This is a genomic window from Geomonas subterranea, assembly GCF_019063845.1.
GTDB lineage: Bacteria > Desulfobacterota > Desulfuromonadia > Geobacterales > Geobacteraceae > Geomonas > Geomonas subterranea.
Map to the genome: position 1 here is coordinate 4,517,324 of NZ_CP077683.1, position 15,424 is coordinate 4,532,747.

Consider the following 15,424-nt stretch of genomic DNA (forward strand, 5'->3'; position numbering starts at 1 on the left):
CCCACCCAGGTCACGCCGCCTCCCCTGCAGACGCACAGGTCCCCTGATGCTGCCCAAATTTTCCGTAATAATTCCGGTGAAGCCCGGCGGAGAAGTGCGCGCCCTTGCGGCGATCTCGCAGGCGACCTACCCCGGCGACCTCTTCGAGGTGCTGGTCGCCTACGGCTGCCAGCCGAGCGTGCAGAGGAACACGGCGGCGCGCGAGGCACAAGGCGAAATCCTCTATTTTCTGGATGATGACTCCGGCGTGGCGCCCGACTTTCTGGACAGGGCTGCCGGGCATTACCAGGATCCAAACGTGGCCGCCGCCGGTGGGCCGTCGCTTACCCCCGCGACCGACTCGCCCCTGCAGCGTGCCATAGGGATCGCCTTCGCCTCCGCGGCGGGTGGCGGCGGCGTCCGCAACCGGTACCGGAAGTCCGGTGCGGCACGGCACAGCAGCGACAGCGAGTTGATCCTGTGCAACCTGAGTTTCCGTCGCGAGATCTTCCTGGCGCACGAGGGGCTGGACGAGCGGCTGTACCCTAACGAGGAAAACGAGCTGATGGACCGGCTGCAGCGGGAGGGGCATCTCCTGGTGCACGACCCGGAACTGGCGGTACAGCGAAGCCAGCGCCGCACCTACCGCGCCTATGTTCGCCAGATGTACGGCTACGGGCGCGGGCGCGGCGAGCAGACCCTGATCGCAGGGACCCTTAAACCGGTCACGCTGGCGCCTTCGCTGCTTTTGCTCTACGCGCTGCTGGTGCCATTGTTGGGTGTCCCGCTTTTGAACCTGCCGCTGTGGGCCTATTTCGGCGTCGTGCTGCTGGCGTCGCTGCAAGGGACGCTTGTTGGAAAGGATCTCGCCCTTTTGCCGAGGCTTTTGCTGGTGTACCCGACGCTGCACCTGGTGTACGGTGCCGGTGTCATCCGCGGTCTGATCAGACCCCGCTACCGCGGCGGCAGGAAGGCCCACTGGGAAGTCGAAGTGCGGCGGGTGAAACCTTTTGGTGAAGCGCAGATGAGCTGTAGCGAAAACATGCAATGAATTGACCTTCAGCAGAGTCTCCGCTGGTTCCCTCTCCCCGCGGGAGAGGGTGCCCGAAGGGCGGGTGAGGGAAGGGCGTATCAGCTGGTACCCCTCACCCCGACCCTCTCCCGAAGGGCGAGGGGGGAGACGGATGCGATGTCTGATGGCGTTAACATAGAACGTAGAACATGTTCTCGTTTTTGAGGGAGACGAAAGTGGACCTGAGTATAGTAGTTCCGATATACAACGAGGAAGAAAACATCCCCATCCTGCACGAACGGATCAGCGACGCACTCATAGACTCCGGCCTTGAGTACGAACTGATCCTGGTGGATGACGGTTCCTCTGACAATTCGTACCCCGCGCTGAAGCGCCTGTCCTCGAAGGACGACCGGGTCAAGGTGATCCGCCTGCGCCGCAACTTCGGGCAGACTGCCGCCATGGCTGCAGGCTTTGACTCCGCGAGCGGCCGGGTCGTTGTCCCGATGGATGGCGATATGCAGAACGACCCTCTCGACATACCGCTTCTTTTGAAACGCATCGACGAGGGGTATGACGTCGTGTCCGGCTGGCGCAAGGACCGCAAGGACACCTTCGTTAACCGCAAACTCCCCTCCATCCTGGCCAACTCGATCATCTCCAGGATGACCGGCGTGCACCTGCACGACTACGGCTGCACGCTGAAGGCCTACCGGCGCGAAGTGCTCGACGACGTGAACCTGTACGGCGAGATGCACCGTTTCGTTCCGGCTCTCGCGCACCAGGTCGGCGCCCGGGTCACCGAGATGCCGGTCCGCCACCACGAGCGGCTGCACGGCCAGAGCAAGTACGGCATCTCCCGCACCATGAAGGTGATCCTTGACCTGATGACGGTGAAGTTCCTGCTGAGCTACTCGACCAAGCCGATCCAGCTCTTCGGCCGCTGGGGGATCTACACCCTGTGCGCAGGCATGCTGAGCGGGGCGGCGACGTTGTACATGAAGCTGTTCGAGAACACCAGCATGAACAGGAACCCTCTCTTGATCCTGACCGCGTTCCTGCTTTTCATGGGAGTCCAGTTCATTGTGCTGGGACTTTTGGCGGAGCTGAGCGCCCGGACCTACTACGAGGCGCAAGGGAAGCCGATCTACAACATCAAGGAAAAGATCAACTTTGTCTGAGACTCCGCTGCGCGTACTGGTGCTGGCACCGACCCCGTTCTTCGCCGATCGCGGCTGTCATGTCCGCATCCTTGAAGAAGCGAGGGCGGCCATTGCTTGCGGCGTGGACGTCCGGCTGGTCACCTACCACATCGGGCGCGACGTCCCTGGCGTGCGTACGGAAAGGATTGCCGGCTTCTCCTGGTACAAAAAGCTCGAGGCCGGCCCTTCCTGGGTTAAGCCGCTCCTCGATCTGCAACTCCTCCTCAAGGCCTTCCAGGTCGCGCGCCAGTTCAAGCCGCACGTGATCCATGCTCATCTCCACGAGGGCGCCTTTTTCGGCGCCTTCCTGAAGATGCTGATCCGCGTCCCCATGCTGTTCGACTGCCAGGGAAGCCTTACCGCCGAGATTACCGACCACGGCTTCGTCAAGCCGGGCTCTCTGTTGCAGCGCTTCTTCGCCACGTTGGAGCGCTGGATCAACCGCAGTTCCGACTTCATCGTGACCAGCGCCAGCCCGACCGTCGAACTGCTCCTGAAAGACGGCGTACCGAAGGACCGGGTGCGTGCCCTCATCGACGGCGTGGATACCAATGAGTTCGCACCGCGGCCCAAGGAGGAGATCCGGGCCAGGCTGGGACTCCCCGAGAAACGTCCCATCGTCGCCTATCTCGGCCTGATGAACAGCTACCAGGGGCTTGATCTTCTGCTTGAAGCCGCCGCGTACCTGAAAGGGCAGGGGGCGAAGATCCACTACCTCATCATGGGCTTTCCCGATGTGCCGTACCGCGAGAAAGCAGAGGCGATGGGGATAGCCGACATCATCACCTTCACCGGCAGGATCCCGTACGACGAGGCGCCCTTGTATCTTAGCGCCGGCGATCTTGCCGTCTCCCCCAAAGTTTCCCTCACCGAAGCCAACGGCAAGCTTTTCAACTACATCGCCTGCGGCCTCCCCACTGTCGTTTTCGACACCCCCGTCAACCGGGAAATCCTCGGCGACGCCGCTCTCTATGCGAAGTTCGGCGATGCCGCAGACTTGGCCGGAGCCATCGGCCGACTGGCCGGTGACCGCGAGCTTCGTGAAGATCTCGGAGCCGAAGGGCGCGAGCGGGCGGTCAAACTGCACTCCTGGCAAGCACGCGGGGCAGAACTCGCCGGAATCTATCGGCGACTCGTGGAAACATAAACCGTTAGCCACGGAGAAAATCTGAGGACATCTGAGGAAAGCCCTAATGTAACGCTTACATTGCCTCTTGTAATCGTTACATTGCCCCTTGTAATGGTTACATTGCACCTTGTAATGGTTACATTGCACCTTGTAATGGTTACATGCCCTACTTTCACGGCTGCATTTCCCCCAGCGACGACTGCATAGTCCTTCCCACCACTTTTTTCCTGATTTTTGTCGCTTCATTTCTCGCTGCAACCGTGACCTTACCCCATTAAACCGGAACATTCGGTCCAGCTCAGACATCTTTGCCCGCTAGAACGACGGCTGGAGTGAATGTAACGGTTACATAGCCTCGTGTAAGCGTTACAAGCCTCGGGACAAACCATGAGCCACGGAGAAAATCTGAGAAAACCAGAGAAAACCTTGTGAAGAATTAACGGGGCAGTAAACTTCCCCAGTCCGGGGAGGTACTGCCATGATTTACAAGGGACTTACCGAAAGGATCATCGCATGTGCTATCGAGGTGCACCGGGAGCTTGGGCCCGGTCTTCTGGAGAGCATCTATGAGTCAGCCCTAGCAGTGGAGCTGTTTCAACAAGGGATACGATTCGCACGCCAGAAGCCGCTTCCGGTAACGTACAAAGGCCAGAGCGTAGGCGACTTTCGGATTGATCTGCTGGTAGAGGATCTTATTGTTGTCGAATTGAAGAGCGTTGAACGCAACGACCCTCTCTTTGAAGCACAGCTTTTAAGCTACATGAAGCTTGGAGGGTACAACGTGGGGCTTTTGGTGGATTTTAATTCCATGCTGCTCGCAAAGGGCATCAAACGTTTAGTGTTGTAACCCAAGAAAAGATTTTGTCCTCCTCAGAAGTTCTCAGATTTTCTCCGTGGCTAACGGTTTTGGTTTTGTTCTTGAAAATTGTATGAGTTTATACTACTGTTCAGCTCATGAACGGTGACGACGAAAAGGTTTTAGATACTTATCGCTCTTTTCTCCTTCTCTCGGAGATCTCCGGTGACCAGCAACTCTCGCAGCGCGAGCTGGCGAAACGTCTCGGCATCGCCTTGGGACTGGTCAATTCCTACCTGAAGAACCTGGTAGCCAAAGGCTTCGTCCGGGTCAACAACTTCCCGAAGAACCGCTACGCCTATCTCCTCACCCCCAAAGGTTTCGCCGAAAAAAGCCGCCTTGCCTACCAACACCTGAGCTACTTCTCCGGACTCTACACCGTTGCCCGCCAGGATTACCTGAAGCTGTTCAAGTCCATGTCGGCCCGCGGGGTCAAGCAGGTTGCCTTCTGCGGCATCGACGAGGTCGCAGAGATCGCCTACCTCTCCTTAAAGGAAGCCGGGTTGGAAATGACAGTGGCGATGGATGCCGAGGCGGCAGGGCGGAAGTTCTTCGACAAGTCGGTGGTGACCCCCGCTATCGGTCTGTTGTCCGGCAACCACAACATCGTGATCACCTCCATGAAGCGGGGTGATGCACTGCGTGAGGAATTGCTGCGCATGGGAGTGGAGCCAGAGCGGATCCACCAGGCCGGGGGGGACTGATATGTCCGGGGCGACCAGCAAAAGCATGAAGGTGCTCTTCAGGGCTGACTCCTCGGTGGATCTCGGTGCCGGTCACGTCATGCGCTGCCTGACGCTTGCAGCGGCCTTGCGTGACAAAGGTTGCGCCGTCTCGTTCATCTGTCGCGATCTCCCCGGGAACATCTCCGCCAATGTCGAGGCAGCCGGGTATCAGGTGTTCAGGGTTCCGGTAGAGGTGAATCCCGCCCCGGATAGGCCCTTTGCCCTCGACGTGCCGGCGGACGTGGCCCGGACCGCCGAGATCCTGCGGCAGGAGCAAGGCGTCGACTGGCTGGTCATCGACCATTACGGTGTGGATGACTCCTGGGAAGTGCCCCTGCGCCCGCTGGTCGGGAAAATCATGGTGATAGACGATGTCGCCAATCGCCGTCACGACTGCGACCTGCTCCTCGACCAGAACCTCTACGAGAACATGGAATCCCGCTACGACGGTCTTGTCCCGGAAAACTGCATGAAGTTCCTGGGACCTCGCTATGCATTGCTTCGCGACGAATTCGTGCAGGCGCGGCGCTCTTTGCGGGAGAGGGACGGCTCCGTCAAGCGCGTATTGATCACCTTTGGCGGCGGCGACGCCAGCAACGAAACGGCGAAGGCCCTGGAAGCGTGGCGCATGGTAGGCCGTAACGACATAGCAGTCGAAGTCGTCGTCGGTGGTGCCAGTCCGCACCGGGAGCAGTTGCAGCAGTTATGTGCAGAACTTGCCAACGTCTCGTTTCACTGCAACGTCAACAACATGGCCCAGATGATGTCCGAAGCCGATCTCGCCATCGGCGCCGGCGGCAGCACCACCTGGGAGAGGTGCTTCCTTGGCCTTCCCTCCATCACCCTCATCGTCGCTGACAACCAGGCAGCTACCACCAAAGCGGTGGGTGTGCAGGGCGCGACGCTCAACGTCGGGTGGTACGAGGATGTCGATGAGGCCGGTTTGGCGGCCACAATAAACCGGATGCTAGACGATCCCGCGGCGATGCGGGAGATGACGGCACGTGGCTTCGCGCTCATGGGGGGCGCCACCACCTCGGGGGCTGCTTTGATAACGGATAGGCTATTTGAGATTTCAATAACATGAGAGGTGTGGTGAGAGTGGAAGAGTGAATTTAACTCCCTCTGTACCGAGTAAGCAAACGCAGCAAAGGAGATTGCGGTGACGAAAAAAATCTTAGTGACTGGAGCCGACGGATTTATCGGCTCTCACCTGACAGAAGAGCTGGTGCGCAGGGGATATGATGTAAGAGCTTTCGTTCTCTACAATTCCTTCAACTCGTGGGGATGGCTCGAACAGGCTCCTGCAGATGTGAAGAAAGGCCTCGATGTATTTTCTGGAGATGTGCGGGATCCGCATGGTGTCAAACAGGCGATGAAGGGATGTGATGCGGTGCTGCATCTGGCCGCATTGATCGCCATTCCCTACTCTTACCATTCGCCGGACACTTATGTTGAGACTAATATCAAAGGTACGCTCAACATCTTGCAAGCTGGACGTGAACTCGGTGTAAAGAAGATAGTCCAGACTTCCACGAGTGAAGTGTACGGGACTGCTCGTTTTGTCCCCATTACGGAAGAGCACCCGTTACAGGGGCAGTCTCCCTACTCCGCTTCCAAAATTGGCTCGGACCAGATGGCACTTGCCTTCCAGTCTTCGTTCGATATGCCGGTGGCCGTTATTCGCCCGTTCAACACCTATGGACCACGCCAGTCTGCCAGGGCCATTATTCCCACAATTATCACTCAAATCGCATCGGGAAAACGCCGCATAAAGCTCGGAGCCCTGCACCCCACCCGTGATTTCAACTACGTTTCCGATACGGTCAATGGCTTCATCGCCGAGTTGGATTCAGACCGCGGCATCGGGGAAGTCATCAATATTGGTAGCAACTACGAAATTTCCATCGGGGATACGGTCAAGTTGATAGCCGAAGTGATGGGGGTAGATATTGAGATCGAGACGGAGGAAGCTCGCCTGCGTCCCGACAACAGCGAGGTGGAGCGGCTCTGGGCGGCCAACGCAAAGGCTAAAGAGCTGATAGGTTGGCAGCCAGAATTTGCGGGGAAAGATGGGTTCAAGCGCGGACTCGCCGAAACCGTGGCTTGGTTCCAGAATCCCGAGAATCTCAAAGGGTATAAAAGCGACATCTACAACATATGAGTGGTGTTATGGAGATAGACAAAGTCGTCAGTGCACTTCGGTCAGTGCTCCCGGTGCGTGATTTCATCGGCTTGCACGAGCCCTGCTTCGCCGGGAATGAGTGGTGCTATGTCAAGGAGTGTTTGGATACCGGGTGGGTATCTTCCGTTGGTAAATTCGTAGACCGGTTCGAGGAGCAGCTGGCCGCGTACACGGGTGCCCGAAAAGCCGTCGCGGTGGTGAACGGTACTGCCGCTCTTCACGTATGTCTCTTGCTGGTAGGCGTTGAGCAGGGGGACGAGGTGCTGATGCCGGCGCTCACCTTTATAGCGACGGCAAACGCGGTGAGCTATTGCGGTGCTGTTCCCCATTTTGTCGATAGCGAAGAGACCACGCTGGGCCTTGATCCGATACGTCTGGGCGCCTATCTGGAAGATGCAACGGAAATCCGGTCGGGGCAGTGTTTTAACAAGAGCACCGGGCGCCGCATTAAAGCAGTGGTGCCGATGCATGCCTTTGGCCACCCGGTCGACCTTGATCCACTGCTGGAGGTCTGTCACCGGTTCCATCTGGAGCTTGTCGAAGATGCCGCAGAATCGCTGGGCTCCTTTTACAAAGGGCGCCACACCGGTAACTGGGGGCGCGTTTCTGCGGTCAGTTTCAACGGCAACAAGCTGGTGACGACCGGTGGCGGTGGCGCCATCCTGACCAACGATGAAGAGCTCGGTCGGCTGGCAAAACACCTGACCACAACTGCAAAAATTCCGCACCGCTGGAATTTTTGCCATGACATGATCGGTTTCAACTATCGCATGCCGAACCTAAATGCTGCTCTTGGCTGCGCTCAGTTGGAGCAATTAGATGGATTTCTGGATAAAAAGCGCGCACTCGCGCAGCGCTACAGAGCGGCTTTGGCAGATCTCGAAGGAGTGCGTTTCTTCCAGGAGCAGGCGTATGCTCGCAGCAACTATTGGCTGAACGTCCTGCTGTTGGATGAGGAGCATGCCGACAAGCGGGATGCGCTGCTAGCTCGTACCAACGATCTGGGCATCATGACGCGGCCCGCATGGATGCTGATGCACAAACTCCCCATGTTTCAGCACTGCCCAGGCATGGACCTTTCCGTAGCGGAGAGTTTGGAGCGCAGGATCATCAACATTCCGAGCAGCGCGTTTCTAGGAGACGGTGATGGCAAAGCGTAGAGTATGCGTGGCTACTGGGAGCCGCGCGGAATACGGCCTTCTCTCGACCGTGATGCGAGGGATTCAACAGGACGAAGATCTTGATCTGCAAGTGGTCGCCACAGGTATGCACCTCTCTCCCGAGTTCGGGCTCACTTGGCGCGTCATCGAGAGCGACGGGTTCCGCATTGACGCCAAGGTCGAGATGTTGCTTTCCAGCGATTCTCCGGTCGGCATAGCCAAGTCGATCGGGCTTGGGACCATGGGGTGTGCGGAAGCGTTCGACCGTCTGAAGCCAGACATTCTTCTCTTGCTCGGGGACCGCTTCGAAATTCTGGCAGCGGCACAAGCCGCGCTTGTTGCACGAATCCCCATCGCTCATATTGCAGGCGGGGATACTACTGAAGGTGCCTTCGACGAGGCGATCCGGCACAGCGTCACGAAGATGGCACACCTGCACTTTGTCACGAATGAAGCTGCCGCAAAAAGGGTGCGACAGCTTGGTGAGGACCCTGCACACATCCACATAGTAGGGAGTCCCGGCATTGACCAGATAAAGTCTCTGAGGTTGCTGTCACGTCCAGAGTTGGCACAGGAACTTGGCTTTGATTTCAAGGAGAAGAACCTCTTGGTCACGTTTCACCCGGTAACACTCGAGCAGATTCCTGCGAGACAGCAGTTTCAAGAATTGCTCGATGCGCTCGACCAGCTGGGGAGCGGAACAGGTGTCATCTTCACCAAGCCGAACGCCGATACGGATGGCCGGGACATTATCGCCATGACCGATGCCTATGTCGCCAGCCGCCCCCACACTCGTGCCTACACGTCTCTGGGGCAACTCCGGTACCTGAGCGCCATGGCACAGGTGGATGCGGTGGTAGGCAATTCTTCCAGTGGTCTTTATGAAGCGCCTTCGTTCGGAAAACCTACTGTCAATATCGGAGACCGGCAGAAGGGACGCCTGCAGGCCCCATCGGTAATCAACTGCGATGCCTATGCCGGCGAAATCCTCGCCGCCATAGGCGAAGCTTTCCAACGCGACTGTTCCGGAACCGCGAACCCCTATGGCGACGGGCACAGTGCCGAGCGCATCGTCGCTTACCTTAAGCAGGTGAAAGATCCAAAGGCGCTACTCAAAAAGCACTTCCACGAGGTGACCCCGTGATAGCGAATAGCCACGTTTACGTCATTGCAGAGGCGGGGGTGAATCACAACGGATCGTTGGATATGGCAAAGGAACTCGTCGAGGTGGCAGCGAAGGCCGGCGCCGACGCGGTTAAATTCCAGACCTTCCGTGCCGACCGGTTAGTGAGCGGCAACGCTCCCAAGGCCGATTATCAAAGAAGGTCTTGTGGAGGCGACGAGTCGCAGTATGCCATGCTTAAGAAACTGGAGTTAGGGGAAGAGGCGCACGCTGAACTAATCACTCATTGCAAGTTGCACGGTATCCAGTTTCTTTCGACACCCTTTGATGCAGAGAGTGTAGATCTTCTGGGGGGAACACTTGATCTTCCGACGATAAAGATCCCTTCTGGTGAAATCACCAATGCGCCGCTGCTGCTGAAGATCGCCAGCCTGGGCAAGCCGGTGATCATGTCCACGGGCATGTGCACGCTGGCCGACGTGGAAGCCGCGCTCGGCGTGCTTGCCTTTGGTTTTACCTGCCCAGGCGCCCATCCCGGAGTTGCCGGTTTTGAGGCGGCCTATGCTTCCAGTGAAGGGCAGCAGTCCCTGCGTGAAAAGGTGATCCTGCTGCACTGCACGACGGAGTATCCGGCGCCCTTTGCTGAAGTGAACCTGCGCGCGATGGATACTTTGGCGTCGGCTTTCGGCCTTGCGGTTGGATTCTCTGATCACACGGAGGGGGTCGCCATTCCTGTTGCAGCCGCGGCTCGAGGTGCGGTGGTTGTCGAGAAGCATTTTACTCTCGACCGTTCCCTTCCGGGTCCTGACCACAAGGCATCGCTGGAGCCGGATGAGCTCTGCGAGATGGTGAAGGCGATCCGTCAGGTGGAGATAGCGCTTGGTTCCGGCAGAAAAGTTCCGGCACCATCCGAGATCAAGAACGCCGCTGTCGCAAGAAAGAGTATCGTAGCGGCGCGTGACATCCGGGAAGGTGAAGCATACTGCAGCGACAACCTCTGCATCAAACGGCCGGGGAGCGGTCTATCCCCCTTGCGCTACTGGGATGTGGTGGGGCGACGTGCAGCAAGGAATTATGCCAAGGACGAGGTGATTGAGCTATGAGCGATCCGGTGCTGATCATCGGCGCGGGGGGGCATGCAAAGGTTCTGGTCGAAGCGCTTTTGGCCGAGGGTGCATTGATAGCAGGCATGCTGGATGCGGACCCCGCTCGATTGGGAGACAGCGTGCTCGGGGTGCCCGTCATCGGGGACGACAATACCGCTGAAGATTTCCCCCGTGATGCCGTCCGGCTGGTTAACGGCATCGGTTCCATCGGGCTGCCCGAGATGCGCAGGTCGATCTTTGAGAGGTTCTCGGCACGGGGGTATCGTTTCGCCACGGTGGTTCATCCTTCCGCAGTGGTAGCCTCCGATGTCGAACTCGGCGCGGGTGCGCAGATCATGGCAGGTGCAGTGCTCCAGCCTGGCTGTCGTATCGGGGACAACGTCATCATCAACACCCGCGCCTCGGTGGACCACGACTGCACCATTGGGGATCACACGCATATTGCTCCTGGCGTAACGCTTTCCGGTGGTGTCACGGTGGGATCGGGATGCCATGTGGGAACCGGTGCGACCGTGATCCAAGGTGTGCGAATAGGCGACGGGAGCGTCATCGGGGCTGGAGCGGTTGTTACTAAGGACGTTGCGGCGGGATTGACCGTGGTTGGTGTTCCGGCGAAGGTGGTGGTGCGATGAAAGACTGGAGAAAGACTCTTATAAGTGCAGACACGACCCTGCGGGAAACCATCCGCGTCATCGACAGCGGCGCACTCAGGATCGCCCTCGTGGTCGATGCCAGTCAAAAACTGCTCGGCACCGTAAGTGACGGCGACATTCGACGCGGTATTTTACGGGGGTGCTCGCTGGAAGACAGCGTGCAGCAGGTTCTTAACAGAACACCAACCGTTGCCGCGCAGAACGAGGCAAAGGACCAGATCCTGGCGCTGATGAGGCTTAAACAGGTTCACCAGATACCCGTCATAGATGGTGAAGGGCGGGTCATTGGGCTCGAAATAGTCGAACGGATCCTGGAGACCCCGCAGTACGACAACTGCGTGGTCCTGATGGCGGGAGGTTTGGGGTCTCGCCTCAAGCCCCTCACCGACGATACGCCAAAGCCGCTGCTTAAGGTAGGTGGCAAGCCCATACTCGAGACGATTCTCGAAAATTTCATTCATTACGGGTTCACCAACTTCCGGATATCCGTCAACTACAAAGGGGAGTTGATAGAGGATTACTTCGGGGATGGCTCGCGCTGGGGAGCGCGCATCGAGTACCTCCGCGAGAGCAAGAAGCTCGGCACTGCCGGCGCATTGGGACTTCTGACCGAGCGCCCCCACCTTCCCGTCTTGGTCATGAACGGTGACGTGTTGACCAAGGTGAATTTCCAGCAGTTGTTGGAGTTCCATCGGGAGCACCGGGCGTTGGCGACCATGTGCGTGCGGGAGTACGATTTCCAGGTTCCCTACGGTGTCGTCACCGTAGACAATCACAGGATTCTGAATATCGAGGAGAAGCCGGTGCAACGGTTCTTTGTCAACGCCGGCATCTATGTACTGGAGCCGGAGGCTCTGGATATGATACCCAAGGACACTTTCTTCGACATGCCGACGCTTTTCGAAAAGGTGGTTGGGCAGCAGAAGGAAACAGCGGTATTCCCCATTCGGGAGTACTGGCTGGATATTGGCAGAATGGATGATTTCCAACGCGCGGAAGGTGAATTCGGCAAGGTGTTCGAATGAAGGCGCTGATTATTGGCTATGGGTCGATAGGGAGCAGGCATGCACGCATTCTGGCTGAACTCGGTTGCGACATGGCCGTGGTCAGTTCCCGCCCCATTACCGATTATCGAAGGTTCAGCACGATCGCTGAATCCGTCTCCGTATTCCAGCCAGACTACGTGGTGGTAGCCACTGAGACCGCGAAGCATTATGCCGGACTGTGCGAACTGGCAGAGAGCGGCTTTGCTGGAAGCGTGCTGGTGGAAAAGCCGCTCTTCCACGAACAGAAGCAGATGCCACAACATCAGTTTGAAAACGTGTTCGTTGCGTACAACCTGAGGTTCCACCCGCTGCTACAGGAGTTGCGGCACTTGCTCAAAGCCGAAACGGTCGTTTCGGTCCAAGCCTACGTCGGCCAGTACTTGCCTGGCTGGCGGCCCGGTCGGGACTACAGGGACGGGTACTCTGCCGACGGTGGCGCCGGTGGTGGAGTATTACGTGATTTGAGCCACGAACTGGATTATCTTAACTGGCTGCTGGGCGGATGGCAGCAGTTGACCGCGCTTGGGGGGCACTACAGCGCGTTGGAGATCAGCAGCGATGACGTGTTCGCCGTGATGCTGACTACCGCACGCTGCCCGGTGGTGACTGTGCAACTGAACTACCTGGACCGGCTTACCCGGCGTGAACTGGTCATCAATACGCAGCAGCACACCATTGGCATCAATTTCATAACCGGTGAACTCGTGGTCGATGATGTGCGGCAGCATTTTACTGCGGAGAGGGACCATACCTACCGCGAGATGCACCGCGCTGCCCTTGAAGGGCAAGCCGATTTTCTCTGCACCCTTGAAGAAGGCATTGACGTGGTGCGAATGGTGGCCGCTGCCGAGCGGGCTGTGACTGAAAGGAGATGGATATGGAAGTGAACCGGCTCTGTACGATCTGCGCGCGAGGCGGGTCAAAAGGCGTCAAGAACAAGAACATCCGCGAACTGCTCGGCAAGCCCCTCATAGCGTACAGCCTTCAGCAGGCGATCGAATCCGGTTTGTTCCGCACCATTGCCGTCAGCAGCGACTCCGACGAGATCCTTGATATCGCCGGCAGGTGGGGGGCGCAGCATCTAATCAAGCGGCCCGACGAGCTTGCCACAGACCAGGCGGCAAAGATCCCCGCCATCAGGCACTGCGTGGGGGAGGTGGAGCGGCTCACTGGCGATACCTACACCACGCTGGTTGATCTTGATGCGACTTCTCCCCTGCGTTTCGCGGAGGACATCATAGGGGCGGTAAACCTTCTTGAGACCCGGGGCGTATCGAACGTCATCACGGGGATGAACTCGAGGCGCTCACCCTACTTCAACCTCGTCGAAGCCGATGCAAACGGTTTCGTGCGTCTAGCCAAGAAACTGGAGACTCCGGTGGTGCGCCGTCAGGATGGCCCGAAATGTTACGACATGAACGCCTCAGTCTACGTCTGGCGCCGCGACTGCATGTTTGAGAGCGACTCAGTCTTCAACGCCGACACGCTCCTTTATGAAATGCCCGAGGAGCGCTCCATCGACATCGACTCCGAATTGGATTTTCAGTTTGTTGAATTCCTTATGAGGGCAAGGGGGAAGGAGTAGTTGATGTTTCTTTCTGAGTTGCTGCAACGAATCCGGTTCTGGAAAGCAGCCGACCGCATCGGACCGGACATCCCGTACACCCACTGGCGTCTGCACTTCAAGTCGACAATGCTGCGTCTTTGCAAGGAGAAGTTCCTCTTGTTCGATGACAGTGCCGATTTCAGGCCCGGCGCATATGCCATCTGCTGCTCCAAGATTTCGATTGGGAAGAGGGTGGTGGTGCGTCCAACCACGATGTTCTTTGCCGATCCTCGTGAGGGGGGGGCCGGAATCACAATCGAGGATGATGTCATGATGGGATCTGGCGTTCATCTGTACGTGAACAATCACCGGTTCGACAGCCCCGATATCCCGATCATCGATCAGGGACATTACGTCTCCGAGCCGGTCGTCCTCAAGAAGGGATGCTGGTTGGGAGCGAACGTCATCGTGCTCCCCGGAGTCACCATCGGAGAGAACTCCGTGGTCGGTGCCGGTAGCCTGGTAACAAAGTCTGTCCCGGCAGGCGTTCTTGCTGCCGGCAACCCGGCCAGGATTATCAGAAACATCGGAGACCAGGCGCCATGAGATACACAGCCGCCCTGGATGGCATTCGCGGCATTGCCATCGTCACCGTGTGTCTTGCCCACTACGGAGTTCCCATCCTTCAGCGGGGTGGATTCGGCGTCGATGTTTTCTTTACCTTGAGCGGGTTCTTAATCACCTCTATCCTTCTGGGAGAGTATTCCCGTCGTGGCGATATAGGTTTCCGTAACTTCTATATTCGTCGGTTACTGCGCTTGTTCCCAGCTCTTTTCTGTCTGCTGATCGTGTACGGAACCCTGGTCACCCTCTTCGGGAAAAACCTCAGTCGTCACTTCGGGGATATCGCACTGGTGTTCTTTTATGTAGCGAACTGGGCTGGCGCGGCGGGCCTGAACCGTCCCGGCGAACTTGGGCACACGTGGTCTCTTTCGGTGGAGGAACAGTTTTATTTCCTCTGGCCGGTCATTCTTTATGCCGTGGTAAAGAGGTGGGGCGGAAAAGGGCTTTTGGCTGCAAGCCTAACTCTGACGCTGCTTTCCATGTCAGAGACCTTTTTTATGTCAACATCAGCGCCTTGGTGGCGACTCTATTACGGTTTTGACACTCGCGCCTTCACCCTTCTCTTCGGGTGCTGTCTTGCCATAGCGTTTCACTTCTGGAATGATCGTGTCGTTTTGCCCAAGTCTTTGGAGAAGATTCTCCCCTTGCTGTCGTTCGGGGGCATCGCTTTGTTCATGCTGAGAAGGGATGCTTTTACCGCTGATCCCGGTTTCTTCAGCGGGCCAATATTCATTATCCCGGTTCTTACCTGTGGCCTGATCTACCTTGCTGTCAAGCCGGGATTCAATTTCAGCAAGTCGATCCTTTCGACGAAGCCACTGGTGTACTTCGGGAAAAGGTCATACGGCCTCTATCTTTGGCACTACTGGATACTGAACGTCGTCAACCCTAGAAACATCATTGTCTTACTGACATGTGCAGCCGCTTCACTGGTCGTAACAGAGCTCTCGTTCCGTTTTATCGAGATGCCCTTCTTGTCCTTGAAGCATCGGCTCGCAAAAGATGAAGCCCCTGCGCCGGCTGAGTCATTAACGGAACCGGTTGCAGCCTGATCACGATTTGCAGAGGGGGAGGCAGA

General features: G+C 57.6%; 16 protein-coding genes. All 16 read left to right on the forward strand.

Going from position 1 to position 15,424, the window contains the following annotated elements; translation table 11 throughout:
• Window positions 1–46: 46 nt before the first annotated feature.
• Window positions 47–1,030, forward strand: coding sequence for a glycosyltransferase family 2 protein (locus tag KP001_RS19630; protein WP_217287211.1), 984 nt, complete (start codon window positions 47–49; stop codon window positions 1,028–1,030).
• Between the two features lie 197 nt (window positions 1,031–1,227).
• The gene (locus KP001_RS19635) at window positions 1,228–2,172 is read left to right on the forward strand and encodes a glycosyltransferase family 2 protein (RefSeq protein ID WP_217287212.1); all 945 of its coding nucleotides are present in this window, start codon (window positions 1,228–1,230) and stop codon (window positions 2,170–2,172) included.
• Window positions 2,165–3,340: a glycosyltransferase family 4 protein gene (locus KP001_RS19640; RefSeq protein ID WP_217287213.1), complete on the forward strand. Its 1,176-nt coding sequence runs from the start codon at window positions 2,165–2,167 to the stop codon at window positions 3,338–3,340. Before KP001_RS19635 ends, KP001_RS19640 begins: the two co-directional genes overlap by 8 nt.
• Before the next feature lie 460 nt (window positions 3,341–3,800).
• A complete protein-coding gene (locus KP001_RS19645) occupies window positions 3,801–4,169 on the forward strand; it encodes a GxxExxY protein (RefSeq protein ID WP_217287214.1) in 369 nt (122 codons plus the stop codon).
• Window positions 4,170–4,276: 107 nt separating this feature from the next.
• Window positions 4,277–4,882: a winged helix-turn-helix transcriptional regulator gene (locus KP001_RS19650; protein ID WP_217287215.1), complete on the forward strand. Its 606-nt coding sequence runs from the start codon at window positions 4,277–4,279 to the stop codon at window positions 4,880–4,882.
• A gap of 1 nt (window position 4,883) precedes the next feature.
• On the forward strand, window positions 4,884–5,990 hold the full coding sequence (pseG, locus tag KP001_RS19655; protein WP_217287216.1) for a UDP-2,4-diacetamido-2,4,6-trideoxy-beta-L-altropyranose hydrolase: 1,107 nt from the start codon (window positions 4,884–4,886) through the stop codon (window positions 5,988–5,990).
• 75 nt (window positions 5,991–6,065) lie between these two features.
• Window positions 6,066–7,067, forward strand: a complete 1,002-nt coding sequence (locus tag KP001_RS19660) for an NAD-dependent 4,6-dehydratase LegB (RefSeq protein WP_217287217.1) — start codon at window positions 6,066–6,068, stop codon at window positions 7,065–7,067.
• A gap of 8 nt (window positions 7,068–7,075) precedes the next feature.
• Window positions 7,076–8,248 carry a LegC family aminotransferase gene (locus KP001_RS19665; protein ID WP_239027836.1) on the forward strand — a complete coding sequence of 391 codons (1,173 nt, stop codon included), beginning with the start codon at window positions 7,076–7,078 and terminating at the stop codon, window positions 8,246–8,248.
• Window positions 8,235–9,392, forward strand: coding sequence for a UDP-N-acetylglucosamine 2-epimerase (neuC, locus tag KP001_RS19670; RefSeq protein WP_217287219.1), 1,158 nt, complete (start codon window positions 8,235–8,237; stop codon window positions 9,390–9,392). The genes KP001_RS19665 and neuC overlap by 14 nt, the downstream gene beginning before the upstream one ends.
• The gene (gene neuB, locus KP001_RS19675) at window positions 9,389–10,474 is read left to right on the forward strand and encodes an N-acetylneuraminate synthase (RefSeq protein ID WP_302466977.1); all 1,086 of its coding nucleotides are present in this window, start codon (window positions 9,389–9,391) and stop codon (window positions 10,472–10,474) included. The genes neuC and neuB overlap by 4 nt, the downstream gene beginning before the upstream one ends.
• Entirely contained in the window at window positions 10,471–11,109 is a 639-nt protein-coding gene (locus KP001_RS19680) for an acetyltransferase (RefSeq protein ID WP_217287220.1), read from the forward strand. Before neuB ends, KP001_RS19680 begins: the two co-directional genes overlap by 4 nt.
• Window positions 11,106–12,155 (forward strand): nucleotidyltransferase family protein, encoded by a 1,050-nt coding sequence (locus tag KP001_RS19685; protein ID WP_217287221.1) that lies wholly within the window; start codon window positions 11,106–11,108, stop codon window positions 12,153–12,155. The genes KP001_RS19680 and KP001_RS19685 overlap by 4 nt, the downstream gene beginning before the upstream one ends.
• The gene (locus KP001_RS19690) at window positions 12,152–13,063 is read left to right on the forward strand and encodes a Gfo/Idh/MocA family protein (RefSeq protein ID WP_217287222.1); all 912 of its coding nucleotides are present in this window, start codon (window positions 12,152–12,154) and stop codon (window positions 13,061–13,063) included. Before KP001_RS19685 ends, KP001_RS19690 begins: the two co-directional genes overlap by 4 nt.
• Window positions 13,054–13,761 carry an acylneuraminate cytidylyltransferase family protein gene (locus tag KP001_RS19695; protein WP_217287223.1) on the forward strand — a complete coding sequence of 236 codons (708 nt, stop codon included), beginning with the start codon at window positions 13,054–13,056 and terminating at the stop codon, window positions 13,759–13,761. Before KP001_RS19690 ends, KP001_RS19695 begins: the two co-directional genes overlap by 10 nt.
• 3 nt (window positions 13,762–13,764) lie before the next feature.
• Complete coding sequence (locus tag KP001_RS19700; protein WP_217287224.1) at window positions 13,765–14,328, forward strand: acyltransferase; 564 nt, start codon at window positions 13,765–13,767, stop codon at window positions 14,326–14,328.
• Window positions 14,325–15,398, forward strand: a complete 1,074-nt coding sequence (locus KP001_RS19705; protein ID WP_217287225.1) for an acyltransferase family protein — start codon at window positions 14,325–14,327, stop codon at window positions 15,396–15,398. The genes KP001_RS19700 and KP001_RS19705 overlap by 4 nt, the downstream gene beginning before the upstream one ends.
• Window positions 15,399–15,424 lie beyond the last annotated feature (26 nt).